Genomic DNA, 18,636 nt, shown 5'->3' on the forward strand with positions numbered 1-18,636 from the left:
TCCGGTCAGTATTGTTTAAGAAAACTATACGCGCCTTCTTCTTTTTTTACGTGAAACTGGCAGTGGTTCCTCTACCACATCCTTTTCGTTCATGTAAACCCTTTTCCACATTTCATATTCGCTGTGCGAAATTTGTTTCTCTGCGTAAGCGCGCTCAAGTTTGTTCAGTTTGTCAGTTTTTTTCTTTGGACTCTCTTTCGCTTTCATTTGAATACTTTTTTTGAGGTAATAATCCAACTAAATTGTTAATTTTCAAACCTTTTCATTGGTTTACAAAGATAATTCAAAATATTACATCTAATTTTCTTTATATGTTTTTTAAATCTTTTGTTTTATCGATGTTTTCTCAATTTAATAATAAAAACCCGATTTCTGTTCTTCAAATCACTCTTAAAACAAGCTAAGTGAAAGCATTTGTAGGCATGAATCTGTACTTATCTTTCAAATCAATATTTCTGTTGAACCCTGCCTGATGTATTTGCCCCCCTTTTCATTCGTTTACGTATAAATCAATTATTAACAATTTCAAGGCTTGCTAGCGCTGTTAACGATTTTTAAAAACAAATATGGTTTGTCAGGTTTTGTAACTTTACAACAAATTTAATTAACAGTGAGAATCACCATTGCCATACTTATATTGCTGCAAATTAGCAGTTTGATAGGCTGCGCGAGTAAAGATTTTAAAGAAGATTCAAGACCTGATAGTAAGAAAGAAATACTTGTCTATTCATCTGACAGTGCAAGCATTTTCACTTATGATCCTGAAAACGGGGAAAGCAAACAGATTCTGGCATTGAATAAAGAAATTGTTCCGGAAACGTTCCGACTAATCAATGATTCGCTGCTGACTTTTACTACCCTGGAAAACATGCTGCTTGACTCTGTTTTGAAGGAGCGAAAATATACCGACTCAAACAATGTGGTGCAGTCATATTTATCAACCACAAATTACTATGTTGTCACTGAAAAAGTGCACCTGATAAGCCTTTCCGACGGCCGGCATTACATTCCTCAAGTGAATGAATATTATGTCCACGAGTTTCAATCGCAGAAATTTTCAACTTATGGTTTTCCGGGAATTTTGACCTTTTGCGTCTCTGATACAATTACTGATCATGGCAGATATTACGTGAATGATGACTCTTGTGAGAGATATATACTAACAAAAGAGTTTTTTGATAATTATGAATTCATGTATTCCGAATCAAAAACAATCAATGGCGTAAAGCTGGTGACTTTCCGGGGGAATCTCATTCTTATACATGAAAATCGTATTGCAGGAATTCATCATTATGACGGAACATTCAGTCAGAAAGCAGGAATGATTGGATATTACACCCCTGATATTTCTGGCAACGGGTTTTTGTGTGCATGGTATTACAAATCTCACATCATTTTAGACATTTTTCATTCAAAAGAATATCCAGATAATGGTATTTTTATTTGTAACAAAAGAACCGGAAAGCAAAAACGAATTGCCGGTCTGGAATACAATTCGCCGAAACTTTCGGCAGAAGGGGATTTTATTGCTTGTGGCAGTAAAAAAGAATATTATGAATACAACTACACAGAATCTGAATTGATAACAGTTTTTGATTTATCAGACAACACTCACGTCTGCATTGGTGAAGGACATTATTATGAATGGGCAAATAAATAACCAAATCATAATACTGCTTAGTCTGAATTTTTCTGAAAATAAGTACATTTACTGCAAATTTCCACTTATGCGTTTTCTCACATTTATACTGATCTCCTTTCTGTTTCTGACAACTTCAGCTCAGCAACAGACCCCGAAAAACATCATCATTTTCATTGCCGATGGCGGCGGATACAACCAGATAATGTGCACCGATTATTATCTCTATGGTGACTCAGGTAAATCCCCCATGGCTTCATTTCCTGTGCAGCTGGCCATGAGCACTTACAACGGTTCGTTGCAATCTACCGGGGCGACCTGCTACAACAGTAAAAAATTCTGGACGGACTTCAGCTACGGCATGGCCGGCTTCACAGAATCGGCTGCTTCGGCAACGGCCATGGGAACGGGTTTCAAGACACACAACAGCATGATCGGCATGAACCTCGATGGAAATCCGATGACCAACATAATGGAAATTGGTAAAGCTAAAGGCAAGAAAACCGGCGTTGTCACTTCAGTTCCATTTTGTCACGCTACTCCCGCAGGTTTTTCGACGCATTCAAAATCGAGACACGGGTTCTCTGAAATAACCGACCAGATGCTGTTTTCAGGGACACTTGATGTGGTTGGCGGATCCGGACATCCATGGTTCGACAACGACGGAAATGCAGTATCGGTGCCGTTTACAAAATACATCGACACCGTTTCATGGAACAAAGTAAAGTCCGAAAACATCTGGAAATACACTGAAAGCCGCAATGAAATCCGTTTGCTGGCCTCTGAAAAAAATGCACCTGAAAAACTTTTCATGCTGGCGCCCGTTTCAGGCAATCTGGCCGAAGCCCGGGAAGGCAAATCCATTGTTCCGTATGATATTCCGGTAAAACAAACCATACCTACACTTGCCGAAATGTCGCTTGCAGCGCTGAACACACTCAGTTCAGATCCTGACGGTTTTATCCTGATGATTGAAGGTGGCGCCATCGACTGGGCCAATCACGACAACGATCTTCCGCGTATGATCGAAGAATACAGCTGGTTTTACAACACCGTTGACTCAGTGCAGCAATGGCTTGGTGCAAAAGGAATTCTTGATGAGACTTTAATTATTGTAACCAACGATCACGAATGCGGCTACCTCTGGGGCCATGGAAGCGGCGGAGCAACATTTGTACTGCCGGCGAACAATGGCAAAGGCAAGCTGCCAGAATATAAATATTACAGCACCAATCACTCAAACACGCTTGTACCATTCTTTGCCAAAGGTCCATCCTCGGAAATATTTTATTCGCTTGCCGATGAGAACGACAGTGTACGCGGCCCTTTTCTAACGAATTCGGAAATTGCAATTGCAGTGAAAATGTTGTTGGGAAATACTACACACATTTACAGGAGCAATCCTTCAAGCACTAAAGGCGTTTTTCTTACTGCAACACTTCCCTGCCCTGACGCAAAAATTCAATGGAAAGCCGATGATAAAACGATTGCCGGAGCTAATTTGGTACAATTTTTTATTGACCCGGCCGTTTTTAAAAAGCCTGTAACTATCAGCTGCGAGGTGACCTGCGGAGAAACAAAATTCACATCACAAAACTATGAGTACAAACCTTAAATACATCTTTGCCCTTCTAATCACGCTCGCAGCGCTTAATACAACTGCACAGAACGATGAAATCGGCAGCGGACTGAAAAATCATTTATTCACCGGAGGCTCGCTGGGGCTGGCATTTGGAAATGAAACCAATATTGAAGTTTCTCCGCTTTTTGGATACCACTTGTCGAACATAGTGAGTGTTGGCATTGGCGGGACTTATCAGTATCAACATTCCAGATATTACAATTCGAGTCTTGATGTCTTCGGAGGTCGTGCATTCTTGCGCATACAGCCGCTGAAGCCGGTTTTCGTGCATGCGGAATATCAGGTTCTAACATATAATACCAATATTTATAACGCACCAACTTATCAGAATCAGCAGATTGTCAGCGAAGGTCTATTAGTAGGAGTGGGCTACCGCGAATATTTTTCAGAACGCTTAAGTTCGGTTATCATGCTGCTGTACGATTTGAATTACACCATTTATTCTCCTTACGCCAATCCGGTTTTCCGCTTCGGCATCGAATATGCGATACCGCTTAAAAACTGATTTTTTCGTTGCACGTGACAATCGTGACAATACTTTCACTGGCGCGGATTTGTAATCCGTGACTGTGAACCCATAGCACGGATTACAAATCCGCGCTATGAGAGCTGTGCATTATGCCCTGCGCCCGCGCCGTTGGCTGCACTATTCCGACCGTAAACTGACCAAAACCGACCTTTCGTCAAAAAATTGCTATTTTTACACTTCAGAAGTGTGGAAAAACCTCAGCACAGCATCTTGAATGACAAATTAACCGAGTCATGAAAACACAAATTCTATCTTTAGCCATTATGCTCGTGCTGAGCATCGCCACCATAAGCCCTGTTTTTTCACAGGCCGGCGGCACCATTAAAGGGACGCTGATTGACGCCGAAACAAAAGCTCCTATCCCAGTAGCCAATGCATACGTAAAGTATGGGGAAAATATGATTGGCGGAGTCACTGATTTCGACGGCAACTTCACAATTAAACCTGTGCCACCTGGAACATATGTTGTTACTTTTACAATGTTAGGTTACGGCGAAAAACAATTGGCAAATGTCAAAGTAGAGCAGGATAAAATTACTTTCGTCAACAATATTGAACTCATGCCCGGTATTATTATCGGAGGTGTTGATATTTTCCCAGATCAGATTATTGATCCTGAAAAAACCGGAATGAAATCGCTCGGCGCCGAAGAAATTATGGTGATGGCCAATAATGACAACATCAATTTATTATTGGCTGCCACAACAAGTGACATACAGGTGAGTGACAACGGTGACGAAATTTATTTTCGAGGCTCCCGCTCTGGTGATGCACTTTACATTATCGATGGTATGCGGATGCTTAATCCCTCTGCATTATGTCCTTCTATCGCTATTGGCAAAATGCAGGTTTATACTGGTGGTGTACCGGCCAAATACGGTGATTTCACGGGTGGTGTAGTTGTTATTGAAACACAAAGTTATTTTGAATGGCTGGCTGCTCAGGAATCGGAAAGACTAAGAAATGGTGGTTATTAAAAACTGAAATATGCAATTTCTGTTAAACAGAACAAATAAAAACATGCCGGACGAGGAACTGGTTGCAAGCTTTGCCGAAAATGGCAATCCCTCCGTCATTGGTGTTCTGTTCGACAGATACGCAAGACTGGTCATGGGGGTATGTCTGAAATATCTGAAAGACGAAGATGAAGCAGCCGATACCACCATGACCATTTTTAAAAACCTGCTCGAAACTCTGGGCAATTACGAGATACGGACATTCAAACCCTGGCTTTATACCTACGCGAAAAACGAATGTCTGATGAAGCTCCGCAAAGTGAAACCAATAGTATGCTCCATCGACAAAGTGGCATTTGGTCTGGCCGGAGAAGAAGAGGATGAAGAAAGAATTGAGCTTCCGATCGAGCAACTGCAGAGTGCCATCGCGGCTTTGAAAAACGATCAGCAGATGTGCATACAAATGTTCTATCTTGATAATCTTTCGTACAATGAAATCAGCGATAAAACGGGATATAGCTGGAAAGAGATCAAGAGCCATATACAGAACGGTAAAAGAAATTTACGAAACATATTAATCAGCACCGGAAATGAATAACAAGACTTACACATCGCCCCCGGAACAAGAGGACGATCCTTTCCTGAGAGATGCTCAGGAGGGCTGGGCCCAGTTCCCCGGCGCACAGTCGCGGTGGTGGAAGAAAAAACTACAGTTCAATCTGTTCCTCTTCGGAAAATCGTGGAGTGTGCTGCCTGCCGCAGGCAAACTTGCCATAGGAACGCTCTCTTCGGTTGCCATAATTACTGTGGCAGCTGTAACCATACCATTCAATTTCAACAACGACAAACAAGAACTGGCTCAACAAGAAAAAACAACTCAAACAGTAGCTCCCGCAGAAGAAGTTAACAACAGTGAAGACTTATTACAGGAACCGGCTTTGGCCGAAGAATCGACTGGAAAAACCACGCCTGAACAGACTATTTCTGGCGAATCGGAAAATCAAATGCCTGTAGTATATGACAGAAGCGAAAATCTGGGGTTCTATTCTATCGAAGACAACGATCTTGAAGCAGATCAGATGATGGCCGGCGACAAAGATATGGAGTCGACAAACCGCATGAATCCGTTGCAGGCTAAGAAAGTGAAAGCAGATGCTGTTGATGAATTCACCGATGCATTGCCATATATCTGGATAAATCAATACCGATTTTTGGATTACGATGCGCTAAATGCTGACATTCCTCAAACCACTGTTACATCAACCACCGGAAGCCTGGACACCCGATTCAGCAATCATGAAGAGAAAAAGGAAATGGCCGCATCCGTAGCAATGGATACGATTCCCTATAAAACTTTTGTTAGTGATGCAGTAGTAAAAGTCAAAGAAGGGAATTTTCCAGTGGCGGAGTATCAATTCAAAAAACTGCTTATTCAAAGGCCGGCAGACGAAAACGCACTTTTCTATCTCGGATATTGCTCCTATCAGCAAGGCAATTACACGCAAGCCCTGAGCTATTTTGATAAGACAAAAAACACAACCTTCATGGCTTTTGCATCCGATGCAGACTGGTACACAGCGCGCATATACCTGCTTACCGGAGAACGAAGCAAAGCAAAAACGCTGTTGAGAAAAATAGAAAGATCGCACGGAGATTATACCGAAGAAGCACAGGAGTTGTTGCAAAAAGAGTTTGATGATTAAATGGCTTATCACCGGATTTCTGCTCAGCTTCGGGCTGATGGCCACCGCACAGACAATCAGTGGAACCATTAAAGATGCTGACGGAATGCCGGTTTCAGGCGTTCATATTTTTTGTGAGGGCGAAAATGTTGGTGAAGTTTCGGATGCGAAAGGACAATACAGTTTCGATGTCAACGGCTGCTCACAAATTGTAATCAGGCATATCAGCTACGAGCAGAAAATAATTTCTGCAACTGAGTTGCAAAAAAATCCCAATATCTTTCTGAATGATTTTGCGTTTCTGAAGAACGGCATCGATATTTATTCAAAGCCAATCATAGCGCTGCTTCCCGATACACCATTGTTTGTTCATGATTATGAAATTTGCGATGGCAAAATTTTCATGTGCGCATTTTTTCAGCGAAAACTAAATCAGTCTGTACTTCTTTACACCGATCTGAACGGCCGCATCATAGATTCAGAGTCGCTTTCCGAAACCGGCGATTTATACCGCGATCCTGAAGGAGCTATTTATATAGCGCAGAAAAACTATGCTTATCAATTATTCACGGACAATAACCGCATCAGTTTTTCTGAATCGTTTGAATCAAAACATGTGTACGCAGCACGGGAACACTGGACACATTCGGTTGGAGACAGCCTTGTGCTGCAGTATTATTATTTCAGAAATCAGGGCGTAGGCTACTTTATAAAACAGCTTCCCGACGACAGCGCCCGATTATTTCTCGAATTCATAGATGAAGCTTCCTATGATAGGATGGCTATGGGGCCGTATTTTGACGGCAATGAATTCGATCAGCGATTCGAAGAAATGATTGTTTACAAACCGGTTCAGATTCCTATTTTCTTCAAAGAAAACGACATTGTTGCATTCAATTTCATTTCATGGAAAATCCAGTATTTCGATTTGCAGGGGAATTTGCTGAGTGAAACCGACATGCAATACGGTGATAAAAACAAGCTCCGGAAAGAAATTTATTTTGATGCTGAAACGGGGAGATATTACGGGCGCGAAATCAGAAATGGCCTCAATAGCCTGATTGAGATAGATATCAATACCGGTAAAATGATCCAGTATTTTTCATTCAAAGGATATCCGCACATCGAAAAGCTTTGTGTTTCGAACGGAGTTTTGTACTTTATTTACAAGGACTACAGCGGCGATGAATACAAGCGATTGTATAAGAGTCCGCTGAATAATATGGTTGCAGGGCGGTAGGCGCAAATGGCATGCGGCATGGACATCGATCGGCGGAGCCTTTATTAATATATGACTTAGGATGTTTCAAAAAAATCAGGTTGTTTTGAGACATCCTCAATAGTTTATTCTGTTTAGACTACTCCGAACGGATTCAATCGCGCAGAATTCGTATTTTTGTGGTATAAAACATCTGAATGGCCTTTATCATTTTATTGTTGTTGCTGCTTAACGGCGTGTTTGCCATGTTTGAAATCGCCATGGTGTCGTCGCGGCGTGCACGTTTGCAGGAGCGGGCTTCGAGAGGAAGCAACGGTGCAAAAACCGCACTAAAATTGCTGAACGACCCCGACAAAATGTTCTCTGCCATTCAAGTTGGAATCACGCTCATTGGAATTGTCAATGGGGCACTCAGCGGTATTTCCTTTGCCGATGATCTGGCTCCGCATATTGCATCCATTCATGGATTGGAGAACTATGCGCCGACACTTTCCATGTTGATTGTTATTGGCCTAATCACCTATTTGTCGTTGATTATCGGAGAGCTGGTGCCGAAGTCGCTGGCTATGAACAATGCCGAACCAATTGCAATATTTCTTTCGCCTCCCATGAATCTGCTGCGGCGCGTGATGTATCCAGTTGTGATGCTGCTTTCAGTTTCCACAAAACTTATACTCAAACTAGCCGGAGTAAAAAACCGAAATGAGCCTCCCGTTACCGATGAAGAGTTGCGGTTTATGCTGAAAATTGGTTCTGAGAGCGGCGTTTTTAATAAGGAAGAATCCGTACTCATGAATGAGGTATTACGGTTCGGCGATAAAAAAGCTTCGCAGGTAATGACGCAACGACGTGATATTGATTATATCGATCTGAAAGCGTCTGTGGAAGAGATCCTTGAAGCAGCTGAGAAAACAGTGTTTTCAAGATTGCTCGTCATCGATAAAACCATCGACAACATCGCCGGTGTAGTTTCGGTGCGCGATATTCACACGCAGTATATTTCAAAAAAAATCGTGCTGCTCAATGATTTGATTACAGACCCGGTTTTTATTCCTGAACAAATGCTGGCGATACGAGTCATTGATCTTTTTCAGCGTTTGAAAAATCACTTTGGTGTTGTTGTAGATGAATATGGAACCATGTCGGGGATTGTGACTTTGCATGACCTGATTGAAAATATTATGGGTGATCTCCCGTTGCTGGATGATGTGTATGAACCCGAACTCATTCAGCGCGAAGATGGCTCCTGGCTTGCTGATGGAGCAATGTTGTGGAGCGAGCTTGCTGAAAAGCTCAATGTAAAAGTTCCATCCGGCGAAGAAGAATTGCTTAGTGGAATCAACACCCTTGGCGGGTATGCGATGGTGAAACTTAATAAAATTCCATCAGCAGGAGACGTGTTTCACGCAGCCGGCTTCCGTTTTGAGATCATGGATATGGACGGGAAGAGAGTTGATAAGATGCTTATCAGTAGTCAGTAGCCAGTTAAGGTTAAAGCTGAGGTTAAGACTAAGGTTGAGGTTGAGCACCTTCACGTGAAACGTGATAAATCGGTGAGCGGCGAGCAAAATACGAATCGGCCGCGGCGGACGAGATACGAAAGGCAAGTTGTGAAATACGAACAAATGTGACGCTCATGTAAATCGTTGCAAGCGGGCAGACGCGCGCCAACATAGTGGTGCGTGAACAGTTTGTAAATATCAGGCCATTAAGGCTGATGGTGATGTAACAAAAAGCCATATGATTGAGTCTTATTCAAAAATCAACAAAAAAATGAGATCATCACTACTTCTAATATTCTGTTTCGTTTTATCTTGCGTTGCGTATTCGCAGGACATTGCAGGAACAGCCGATTCTATCAGACAAGCAAACAATATTCCTGCAATTGGATTTGCGGTAATCCGCTGCGACAGCATTTTGCTGGAAAAAACAATGGGTGTGCGAAAAGTCAATACAACCGATTCGGCAGGGCCTGATGACCGCTTTCATTTAGGATCGAATACCAAAGCCATTACCAGCTTCATAGCAGGGACGCTTGTTGAAGAAAGAAAAATACAATGGACAACAAGAGTGTTTGATCTGTTTCCGGAATGGGAAAAGCAAAGCAGAAAAGAATATTCAAAAATCACCTTACAGGATTTATTGTCGCACCGGGCCCGCATTCAGCCATTTACCAACGGAAACGAGTTTACCAAACTACCTGTTTTCGAAGGATCGACGGGTGAACGAAGATTGGCTTTCAGTCAGTGGTTGCTGCAGCAAAAGCCGGTCAAATTAAAAGGCAAACGCTATATATATTCAAACGCAGGTTATGCAATTGCTACAGCCATGTTGGAAAAAGTATCCGGGAAAAGCTGGGAAACACTCGTAACCGAAACACTCAAAACAAAGCTTAATATTGATCCTGCTTTTTCGTGGCCCAATCTGGTGAACACAAATCAACCCTGGGGACATGAGAAGAGCAGCGGAATTCAGACAGCCACACCGCCGGAAAATCCATATAAACTGGATCCGATGATTGCATCAGCAGGCGATATAAATATGACCGTGCACGATTATGCCTTGTTCATTCAGCAAAACCTGAGGGGTCTGCGAGGCAAAGAAAGTTTTCTTTCGCAAAGTACACTGGAATTCATTCATTACGGGTCTCCGGAATATGCCATGGGTTGGGGATGGGGGGAGAAAGACGGACAGCACATTTCTACTCACGACGGGTCTGCCGGAACGTTTTATTGCCACACGTGGATTATGAGAGAAAAAGACCTGGCCATCATCGTTGTGGCCAATGCCGCCGATGAAAAAACGATCAAAGGCATTTACGAATTACGCGAATATTTGATGACATTATATGGTCAAGTAAAATAAACGTCACAACTATTCAATCTCCGCCTTCTTCAACTCCAGCTGGCGCTTGTTGTCGCCGATGTAGCGGAAATAAATTACAAGGTCGATTGCAACAAGGCACATATTAAAAGCATACAGGTAAGTAACGATATCGTAGTGGTAAAGCACCTTGTGGGTGATGCCCATGGCATAGCCGATGATGAGCAGAATAAGAAAAATGGGGCTTTTGCCGATGACTATTTTGGTACGAAGACCTTTCATGATTGAAATTGGCCAGCTGCATGCAAAGCAGAGGAGCATGAGGACTTCGAATATACTGAATGTGGTTGATTGCATGGGATTGATTGTGATTTCAATAATTGCTTTCAAATCTTCAATGAAGTTTACCCCGCTGTTTCGATTGAGTATGTCCTTCTGTCGACTCTTCGATGGAGTTTACCCCGCTGTTCATACTTCGACTCCGCTCAGCATGACAGCGGCGGGGCTCAGTGTGACAGCGGTGGGACTCAGGATGACAGCAATTAGCATTAAAGTTAAACATTGAAACGAATGTGCAGAATATCGCCGTCCTGGACGATGTAGGTTTTTCCTTCAACGCGCATTTTGCCGGCGTCTTTGCAGGCAACCTCGGTTTTATACTGAATCATGTCGTTGTAGGCTATCACTTCGGCGCGGATAAAACCACGTTCGAGATCGCTGTGAATTGCGCCCGCAGCCTGAGGTGCAGGAGTATTGCGCGGCACGCTCCATGCGCGGTTTTCAATACCACCTACGGTGAAAAACGAAATCAGATTCAGCAACGAATAGGCAGCGCGCGTAATGCGGCGAACACCAGGTTCGGTAAGATTAAGATCCTTCAAAAAATCAACGCGGTCGGTCTCGTCCAACTCCGCAATCTCAGCTTCGGCGCGGCCTGCAACAATGATCACTTCGGTGTTTTCGTCTTTTACTGCTTCTGTAAATTTCGCAGAATAGGCATTGCCAGCCGAAGCCGATGCATCATCGACATTACAGACATACATCACAGGTTTTGCGGTCAGCAGAAAAAGTTCGCGAATCACTTTCATATCATCATCGGTAAGATCAAGCGAACGGATGTTGCCAAGATTTTCAATCTGGGTTTTAAATTTCACAAGACTGTCGAACGCCGGCTTTACTGATTTGTCGCCGGTTTTGAAAGCTTTTTCCACTTTCTGCAATTTGCGATCGATCTGTTCAAGGTCTTTAACCTGCAATTCGAAATCAAGATTTTCTTTATCGCGAACGGGATCAATACTGCCGTCCATATGAGGCAACAAGGGATCGTCGAAGCAACGCACCACATGAATCAGTGCATCGACATTACGCACATCGTTCAGAAATGAATTACCGATGCCTTCGCCCTGCCCTGCTCCCTTGGCCAATCCCGGGATATCGACCAGTTCGATTGTTGCCGGAATAACTTTGTCGGCTTTGATGAGTTTATCCAGTTCATACAAGCGCGGATCGTGAACGTGAGCCGTTCCCAGATTGCTCTTGGTGGTGCTGAATGCAAATGTGCTAACTTCGGCTTTTGCATCCGAAATGCAATTGAATATTGTTGTTTTGCCGCAATTGGTCAATCCTACGATTCCTACTTTCAATGCCATATCAATTGTTTAATTTAAAAAACTCCATGTAACGCCAAACCGGAAAGCCCTGTCTTGGAGCGGATATCCGGGTATTTGCCAGTAATTCACCTTAGTGAATCCGGCCGTAAAATTTGCAAGCTCTGCAAAAACAACCGCCCGCTTAATCTGAGCCCGAACAAACACAGTCGGATAAACGAAGCCGCCTGTTTTAATATCGCGCTGCATATAAAAAATCTGAAGAGCAGGATTGTATGCGTCGGCAAAATAAGCACCATTGATCCACGCGCTGAGACCGGTCTGCAGGGTAAGCGCCTTTTTGAAAACACTGTTTCGCATCGCAATTTCAGCTTTGGCAAACCATGGCGGAAGATTAATATAATTCGCATGACCAACATCCTGAACACCTGCAATGCCAGTTAATCGAAATCTTCCAAACTCCACATCAGCAGCCAATTTCAGCCCGGCAGCAGATCCTTCGCCCCCTTGAGCAAACGATGTTCCGTTGAAATACATGTAATCGGAAAACTGTGCGAAATATCCGGAAATGCTGAGTCCGCCAAAATCAAGACCACCAACGCCCATCAATGTTTTTGTCTGATTCCAGTTATGATTCCAGCTAATGTGATTACCGTGATATTTGAAATAGTAAATCTGAGGGCTAATCAAACAATAGCTGAAACGAAGGTATGGCCGCCATTTCAGGGAATCGTTACTAACAAATTCAATATGCAGATCGTGATCGCTGATTCCCTCAGACTCAAATTCAACCGACGCGTTTGCCACCAGTAAGTGCCCTTTTATCAAATTCACCGACAGTCCACTTTTCAGGATTTTCTGAGAAAGTACAGTATCAGAGCCGGCGTTATACAGATGGTCATCCGAAATAAAAACGCCAGCATGCCAGCGAAGCAGCTTAGAATGCCGATTTCCAACCATCAACGTGTTTTCGAATGCATAATGGTTAACGCTGTCGGCGGTTGCAGCCGCTGTCCATGCAGTATAATAACTGCTGTCGGGATCGAAGCTGTCGGAATAGATATGCCGCTCGCGGCGCAGATTGAAAGTATGCTGAAGAAATAAACGATGGTCGCCGTCCTTCTTTCCGCCAAAGCGAATTTCGTTGGTCACAAAATAATCGTTCTGGCGAAAACGGTTTTGAGCCGACAACAGATTTATTTCGGTCAGAGCCCGGTCATAGACCGTAGTATCGATAAATTCGTAGTTATACTTTACGCCGCCGTTTTCCTGCTGGTAAATACGGTTAAGAATGAAACCAGCATTGAGATGATACACTTTCGATTTCGTCGTAAATGAGGTGACAGCAAAAAAATTGCTCAGACTGTTCTTCTGATTCTTATATGCTCCGGGCGAATTGATAAGCCGGTAATTGAGCGTCAGCCGCCATGAATCAGTCAGTGGCTGTGAGTGTAAGAAATCGAAATACTGCTCACGTTTATAACCGTTGGAATAGGACGCAACTGAAAATGGCAGAGTGTCTAAAAAAATCGGAATATTTTCTCTGAAAAAAAGATATTCATCGGGCCGGTGAAAAAAAGCAAAAAAATCAGGGTGAAGTTCATCGACATGTTCCGGGAACCACAGTAGCTGATAAGGCGCGCCCATACTACCGTTGCTGGCAGTCCACGTTAATGCATTCAAGGGATTTAAGCCGGTAAAGGATTTCAGATCTGCAGTGAACTCAACAGAATCTTCAGTTAGAAAAAAATCGGGCGACAGCGTTGTGAAATGGACCAGAAGCGTATCGCGGGTCAGAGAATCGTGCTTGTGTTCCTGTGCTGAGAGCAGCACCGGGAAAAACAAAAGAACAAACAGGCCTCGAAATATTCGCATGATTCAGATTGAGATGCAAAGTTAGGAAGAAATGATTTAAGAACAAGGATTTGAGATATGTGATTTTTGATGTCAGGGATGAATGCAAAAAAAGCTTCTTATCATATCCAGCATAGCTCACTAATCACCGCTCGCTGCACCCGCTGCAGAAAGAGTTCACTTCACCTTCACCACCACCTCTTTTACAATCTCCAGCGCAGTTGAATGTCCGGATACATCTGAAAAAAGTTCACCGGAGGCACCTGAATGATGGCCATGTCCGATGAGTTTCAATTCGTATTTTTCAGCCGGAGATTTCAGATCAATGGCCTCAGAAGCATATACCAGCGAAGGCTGACCAGAGGTTGCATAATAAGCATCATCCGGAAAACGGGTTGTAGTCCAGCTTCTGTTGAAGTCGAACGCCTGATTGATTTCAAGAAATACCCGAACTGATTGTTTCAGCGTTGAATCACTTTTCGATTTCAATACAAAATTGTTAAGTGGTGTTGGCCCTGTGTAGGCATCGGCAATGGATGTTGCTGCGGTGGGAACATAAAGTCCATCGGACTCAATTACATTGCGCTTGTGCGACCAGTAAGGCACCGTGGCAGGCCTGCGGCGAGGGCCTGGAGACCATTTCCCGCTTTTCGTATCGCCATGCTGAAAATATCCGGTTGCCACCGATTTGCTTATATACAAAGTCTGAATGTAATCTCCTTCTGATGTTTCGAGCCACAAAGCAATTACAGGATGACTGAATTCCCTGCCTTTCTGAAAAGAAATTTCGAATGTCTGTCCAACGCCTTTTACGTTGGTGACCATCTGCACCGGTTCAGTATCTCGCCTGTCGGAATGACGACAAGAAGTGAATACTAAGACTGAAATCACGGATAAAAATATGATCTTTTTCATGGGTTTTTCAGTTTAAAATTCAACAATAATACCGACCGTTGGCAAAAGTGTTCCCGAAGCATTTTCAATTCTCTTCATTTCATAGCGCTGCAATGCAACCGGATCTGACGGGTTGGTAATTATATAATTCCCGGACGCATCGGAAGCAGGGAGAAAAATATCCTGCGACTGCGCTTTGAAACTATATGCATTTTGAATATCCATATATATAGTCAGACTCCATTTATCAAAAAAGTATTCTTTGTCCACGCGCACATCGAGCTGATGAAATGGTTTGAACCGAAGCGTGTTGTAAGCATCGAAATCGAGATAGGGCCGTCCTTGTGCTTCCCAGGCCTGCACCAGCGATGACGTGTATTCATCATAAGGAGTGTAAGGAGCACCTCCAGAAAATTTCCATTTTATTCCAAGAGTCCAGTGTCGTTTGAAATTTTTGCTGCCAAGCACGTTTATTATGTGGCGCGCATCCCAGGCCGAAGGGATAAAGTTACCGTCCAGGCCGGAAAATTCGCTGCGCACAAAAGTGTATGTAAACAGCATGTTTAATTTATCTACAACTTTGCGCCGATACTGAACCTCAAAGCCAAATGCACGTCCCTTTCCCGACGATTGAACCGGTTCGTCACCCACTACACCAAAGTCGCCGCCTTTATTCGCAAGACTTATAGAATCGCGCAGAGAGACCGGATACTTGTTGTATCCTTTATAAAAAGCTTCCATCGTGAATTTGCTATCCGCATCCGGATTAAACTCAACGCCGGCGATATAATGTGTAACGCCGATGGCCGAAAGATTATTTTCTTTGTTAACCAACACGCCTCCATCGCGATAGCCAAGTGTGGTATAGGCCGGCAATTGAGTATAACGAGCCGCCGACAAAGTGGCATACCAGCGCTCAGTCAGACTGTAATTGAGACTCAGTCGGGGAGAAAGCTGGTTCAACGGATTCAGCATCTCTGAATCGTACGTGTTGGCATCCGTTCTCAAGCCAATATTTACTCCAAGGCGGCTGTTCATCAGTTTACCGCTCACCTGGCCAAATGCAGCGAATCTGAAAAAAGTGAGCTCCGAGCTGTAGTTAAGGGTCAGGGGATTTCCTGCAGTAAAGAACTTCTGAAAAGTAGTATTTGAATACTTGTCGTATTCGGCCGAAGCCCCGGTGAGCCAGCGCCAACCTTTGGTAAAAAATACATTTTCAAAACGGAATTTGTTCTCAATTTCATCCGAAGTATAATCCTGGATTTTCAATGAATCGGTCTCAACATTATCCTGATATTTGTAGGAGGAATTCCGGAACATATTGCGCGACAAGATGTAATTGATATAACCGTTTTTCTTGAAATGGCGGTAAGTCGCACCAATAGTGTAATTCCATTGATTGGTTTCGGGCAGATACGACAAAATGTACCGTTGTTCTTCAGTTTCATTTTGCTTTAGATTCAACCGATTCACATCGTATGCACCAAGACTGATGAACGTTATTTCGTCGGAGTTTTTGAGTGTTGTTTTGGTTTTTATCAAATAATCGTTGTATGTCGGCAGAAAAGGCAACCCAATGGCCGAAAACAGAAACTGCAAATAAGAGCGTCGGTAGCTTATGAGCAATCCGGTATTTTCGGTCAGCGGCCCGTTGTATGACAAAGCAAGATCTGAAGCACCAACAGCAAAGCGATGTACCGCTTTATCCTTGCTGGGAGTAATTAAACTCATATCAAGAACAGAGCTCATGGCATTTCCTGTATTGGTCTGAAAAGAACCGGTATAAAACTTTGCTTCGCGAATAAAGTCGGCATTGATGATACTTGCCGGCCCGCCCGAAGCGCCCTGCGTGGCAAAATGATTCAAGTTGGGAAATTCGATACCGTCGATGAAAAAACGATTTTCGTTGGCGCCTCCGCCCCTAACTATCAAATCATTACGCTGAGCAGGCGTTTGACCAACTCCCGGAAAAGACTGAACAATTTTCGAAATATCGCGGTTTCCGCCCGGGTTTTTCTCAATTTCGCTGATGCCGATTGTTTGCAAAGCCACTGGACTTTCGATGTTTCTTTCGAAGGTTTTGGCAGTCACAGTGACTCCGCTTAGGGTGGTAATATTCTCCGAAATGAAAATTTCAATATAAGATTCATTGGAGTTTGTCACCATCAGTTCAGGGGTTATTTTTGAAGAATAACCGACCGAGGACACTTGCAGCTTCACAAAACCTGTTGATATTCCGGTAATAACAAAGTTCCCATCAAAATCGGTCACGGAACCCACGGTAGTATTTTGAATAACGACATTGGCAAAAGGAACCGGCTGATTTGTTTTTTCATCACGCACAACACCGCGAACAACGCCATTTTGGGCAAAAGAAATATGTGCGAGGACTATCAGGATAGTAAATATGTATTTTTTCATTAAATTCGATTTGTAATTGCAAAATTAGTCACAAATATACAAGAAAACGAAACACTGTGATATGTATCATGCGTACAACCGACTCGAATCAAAACCGTTGCTGATTTACAAAACATTACCTGATTCACGAATATTCCCTGAGATATCAAGAATCGTTGGTTGATAAATAATTCACATCTTAACGATGAAAATTTGGGAATAATATTGTAAATTTGCAACATTAAGAACGAACAAAGTCTAAACTAAAAACGACTGTTATGAAAAAAATCCTCATCTCTTTAACAATGGTTTTCGGAATCATTGTCATGGTTAACGGACAGGAACTTGTAAGCAAGAAAGGTTTTACCATTCTTCCTGAAACCGGTGACTATGTAATTGGTTTCAATGCTGTTCCCGTTGTTGACTTTTTCCTGAACGCAGCTGACATCATGACCAACGCCGGCACAACTGCTCAGCATCCTGGTTATGTTACAGGTTACAATCAGGTTCTCGTTGGTAAGTATTTCCTGGACGACACAAAAGCAATTCGTGGAAAACTGGCCATCAACAGTGGCTCTGCTACAACAAAAACCTATTATGACGATCCTTTCGACATCACTGCAAACCCGCTCGATCCGACACAGTGGGGCGAACTGGAAGACGTCAACAAAGTAGGAGCTACAAACATCATTCTTGGTGGCGGTTTGGAATTCCGTCGTGGTCACAACCGCGTTCAGGGATTCTATGGTGGTGAACTCCTCCTTGGATTCATGAGCAACTCAACTCATAACACCTGGGGTGTTGAAATGAACAACGAATCAATCACCAATGGTTACACCAACGGTGACGGTTCAGCTCTTGCTGGCCGTACTCTTGATCAAAGCAGCGGCATGGCCATTACTTTTGGTCTCCGTGGTTTCGCCGGTATTGAGTATTTCTTCGCTCCGAAAATTTCTATTGCAGCTGAATTCGGTTGGGGCTTTGGTATGACTACCAACCCACGCGGCTCAGTTACAGTTGAAAACTGGGATGCAGCAGCAGTTGCTCCTGAAGAAGAAACAAACGAAGGTGCAAACGGTGGCAGCGCAATGGGCTTCCAGGTTGACAATGGCGTTGGCCAGACCCTGATGCCTTCTGCAGCTCTGATGATGTATTTCCACTTCTAAGTCATAGAAGATCCTATTACAAAAAAAGCCGGCATTAGCCGGCTTTTTTTGTTTTAAGAAACTGAGGTCAAGATCAAGAAAAAGGTTAAGACCAAGGTTGAGGTTAAGGAGCGAAGCTCAAAAACAATTAAAAAAACTCCTTTGAAGGAACTGCTCCGCCCCAGAGGGAATAAACTCCGCAGTTCAAAATCAATTACCCCGAGTGAAAAACCTATAGAAAAGCTC

At 43.2% G+C, this 18,636-nt stretch carries 18 protein-coding genes; 11 read left to right on the forward strand and 7 right to left on the reverse strand.

Annotated elements, in window-relative coordinates; translation table 11 throughout:
* Nucleotides 1–24 precede the first annotated feature (24 nt).
* A complete protein-coding gene (locus A2W93_13530; GenBank protein ID OFY55011.1) occupies nt 25–237 on the reverse strand; it encodes a hypothetical protein in 213 nt (70 codons plus the stop codon).
* Nucleotides 238–610: 373 nt separating this feature from the next.
* Here A2W93_13530 and A2W93_13535 point away from each other — a divergent pair, with 373 nt between their 5' ends.
* The 8 genes from A2W93_13535 to A2W93_13570 all read left to right on the forward strand — a co-directional run bounded on the left by A2W93_13535 (nt 611) and on the right by A2W93_13570 (nt 9,148).
* Nucleotides 611–1,660 carry a hypothetical protein gene (locus A2W93_13535; GenBank protein OFY55012.1) on the forward strand — a complete coding sequence of 350 codons (1,050 nt, stop codon included), beginning with the start codon at nt 611–613 and terminating at the stop codon, nt 1,658–1,660.
* Entirely contained in the window at nt 1,641–3,254 is a 1,614-nt protein-coding gene (locus tag A2W93_13540; GenBank protein ID OFY55013.1) for a hypothetical protein, read from the forward strand. Before A2W93_13535 ends, A2W93_13540 begins: the two co-directional genes overlap by 20 nt.
* Nucleotides 3,238–3,786 carry a hypothetical protein gene (locus A2W93_13545; protein ID OFY55014.1) on the forward strand — a complete coding sequence of 183 codons (549 nt, stop codon included), beginning with the start codon at nt 3,238–3,240 and terminating at the stop codon, nt 3,784–3,786. The genes A2W93_13540 and A2W93_13545 overlap by 17 nt, the downstream gene beginning before the upstream one ends.
* Nucleotides 3,787–4,073: 287 nt before the next feature.
* On the forward strand, nt 4,074–4,787 hold the full coding sequence (locus A2W93_13550; GenBank protein OFY55015.1) for a hypothetical protein: 714 nt from the start codon (nt 4,074–4,076) through the stop codon (nt 4,785–4,787).
* 10 nt (nt 4,788–4,797) lie between these two features.
* Nucleotides 4,798–5,364: a hypothetical protein gene (locus A2W93_13555; protein ID OFY55016.1), complete on the forward strand. Its 567-nt coding sequence runs from the start codon at nt 4,798–4,800 to the stop codon at nt 5,362–5,364.
* Nucleotides 5,357–6,469, forward strand: a complete 1,113-nt coding sequence (locus A2W93_13560; GenBank protein ID OFY55017.1) for a hypothetical protein — start codon at nt 5,357–5,359, stop codon at nt 6,467–6,469. Before A2W93_13555 ends, A2W93_13560 begins: the two co-directional genes overlap by 8 nt.
* A complete protein-coding gene (locus A2W93_13565) occupies nt 6,462–7,688 on the forward strand; it encodes a hypothetical protein (GenBank protein ID OFY55018.1) in 1,227 nt (408 codons plus the stop codon). The genes A2W93_13560 and A2W93_13565 overlap by 8 nt, the downstream gene beginning before the upstream one ends.
* Before the next feature lie 176 nt (nt 7,689–7,864).
* Nucleotides 7,865–9,148, forward strand: a complete 1,284-nt coding sequence (locus A2W93_13570) for a hypothetical protein (GenBank protein ID OFY55019.1) — start codon at nt 7,865–7,867, stop codon at nt 9,146–9,148.
* Nucleotides 9,149–9,176: 28 nt separating this feature from the next.
* Here the strand turns inward: A2W93_13570 and A2W93_13575 are convergent, their stop codons facing one another.
* Nucleotides 9,177–9,407, reverse strand: coding sequence for a hypothetical protein (locus tag A2W93_13575; protein OFY55020.1), 231 nt, complete (start codon nt 9,405–9,407; stop codon nt 9,177–9,179).
* A 33-nt stretch (nt 9,408–9,440) separates the two neighbouring features.
* On the opposite strand from A2W93_13575, the gene A2W93_13580 reads away from it, so the two are divergent.
* Nucleotides 9,441–10,532, forward strand: a complete 1,092-nt coding sequence (locus tag A2W93_13580; GenBank protein ID OFY55085.1) for a hypothetical protein — start codon at nt 9,441–9,443, stop codon at nt 10,530–10,532.
* 9 nt (nt 10,533–10,541) lie between these two features.
* Here the strand turns inward: A2W93_13580 and A2W93_13585 are convergent, their stop codons facing one another.
* Nucleotides 10,542–10,847 carry a hypothetical protein gene (locus A2W93_13585; GenBank protein OFY55021.1) on the reverse strand — a complete coding sequence of 102 codons (306 nt, stop codon included), beginning with the start codon at nt 10,845–10,847 and terminating at the stop codon, nt 10,542–10,544.
* On the opposite strand from A2W93_13585, the gene A2W93_13590 reads away from it, so the two are divergent.
* Nucleotides 10,846–11,055, forward strand: a complete 210-nt coding sequence (locus A2W93_13590) for a hypothetical protein (protein ID OFY55022.1) — start codon at nt 10,846–10,848, stop codon at nt 11,053–11,055. The two genes, A2W93_13585 and A2W93_13590, sit on opposite strands and share 2 nt — an antisense overlap.
* Here A2W93_13590 and A2W93_13595 read toward each other — a convergent pair.
* The 4 genes from A2W93_13595 to A2W93_13610 all read right to left on the reverse strand — a co-directional run bounded on the left by A2W93_13595 (nt 11,045) and on the right by A2W93_13610 (nt 17,266).
* Nucleotides 11,045–12,139 (reverse strand): redox-regulated ATPase YchF, encoded by a 1,095-nt coding sequence (locus A2W93_13595; protein ID OFY55023.1) that lies wholly within the window; start codon nt 12,137–12,139, stop codon nt 11,045–11,047. The two genes, A2W93_13590 and A2W93_13595, sit on opposite strands and share 11 nt — an antisense overlap.
* A gap of 9 nt (nt 12,140–12,148) precedes the next feature.
* The gene (locus tag A2W93_13600) at nt 12,149–13,972 is read right to left on the reverse strand and encodes a hypothetical protein (protein ID OFY55024.1); all 1,824 of its coding nucleotides are present in this window, start codon (nt 13,970–13,972) and stop codon (nt 12,149–12,151) included.
* A 156-nt stretch (nt 13,973–14,128) separates the two neighbouring features.
* Complete coding sequence (locus tag A2W93_13605) at nt 14,129–14,866, reverse strand: hypothetical protein (GenBank protein ID OFY55025.1); 738 nt, start codon at nt 14,864–14,866, stop codon at nt 14,129–14,131.
* A gap of 12 nt (nt 14,867–14,878) precedes the next feature.
* Entirely contained in the window at nt 14,879–17,266 is a 2,388-nt protein-coding gene (locus A2W93_13610) for a hypothetical protein (GenBank protein ID OFY55026.1), read from the reverse strand.
* A 284-nt stretch (nt 17,267–17,550) separates the two neighbouring features.
* Here A2W93_13610 and A2W93_13615 point away from each other — a divergent pair, with 284 nt between their 5' ends.
* The gene (locus tag A2W93_13615) at nt 17,551–18,411 is read left to right on the forward strand and encodes a hypothetical protein (GenBank protein OFY55027.1); all 861 of its coding nucleotides are present in this window, start codon (nt 17,551–17,553) and stop codon (nt 18,409–18,411) included.
* Nucleotides 18,412–18,636: the final 225 nt, after the last annotated feature.

The sequence above is a fragment of the Bacteroidetes bacterium GWF2_43_63 genome, assembly GCA_001769275.1.
In the GTDB taxonomy this organism is placed as follows: domain Bacteria; phylum Bacteroidota; class Bacteroidia; order Bacteroidales; family DTU049; genus GWF2-43-63.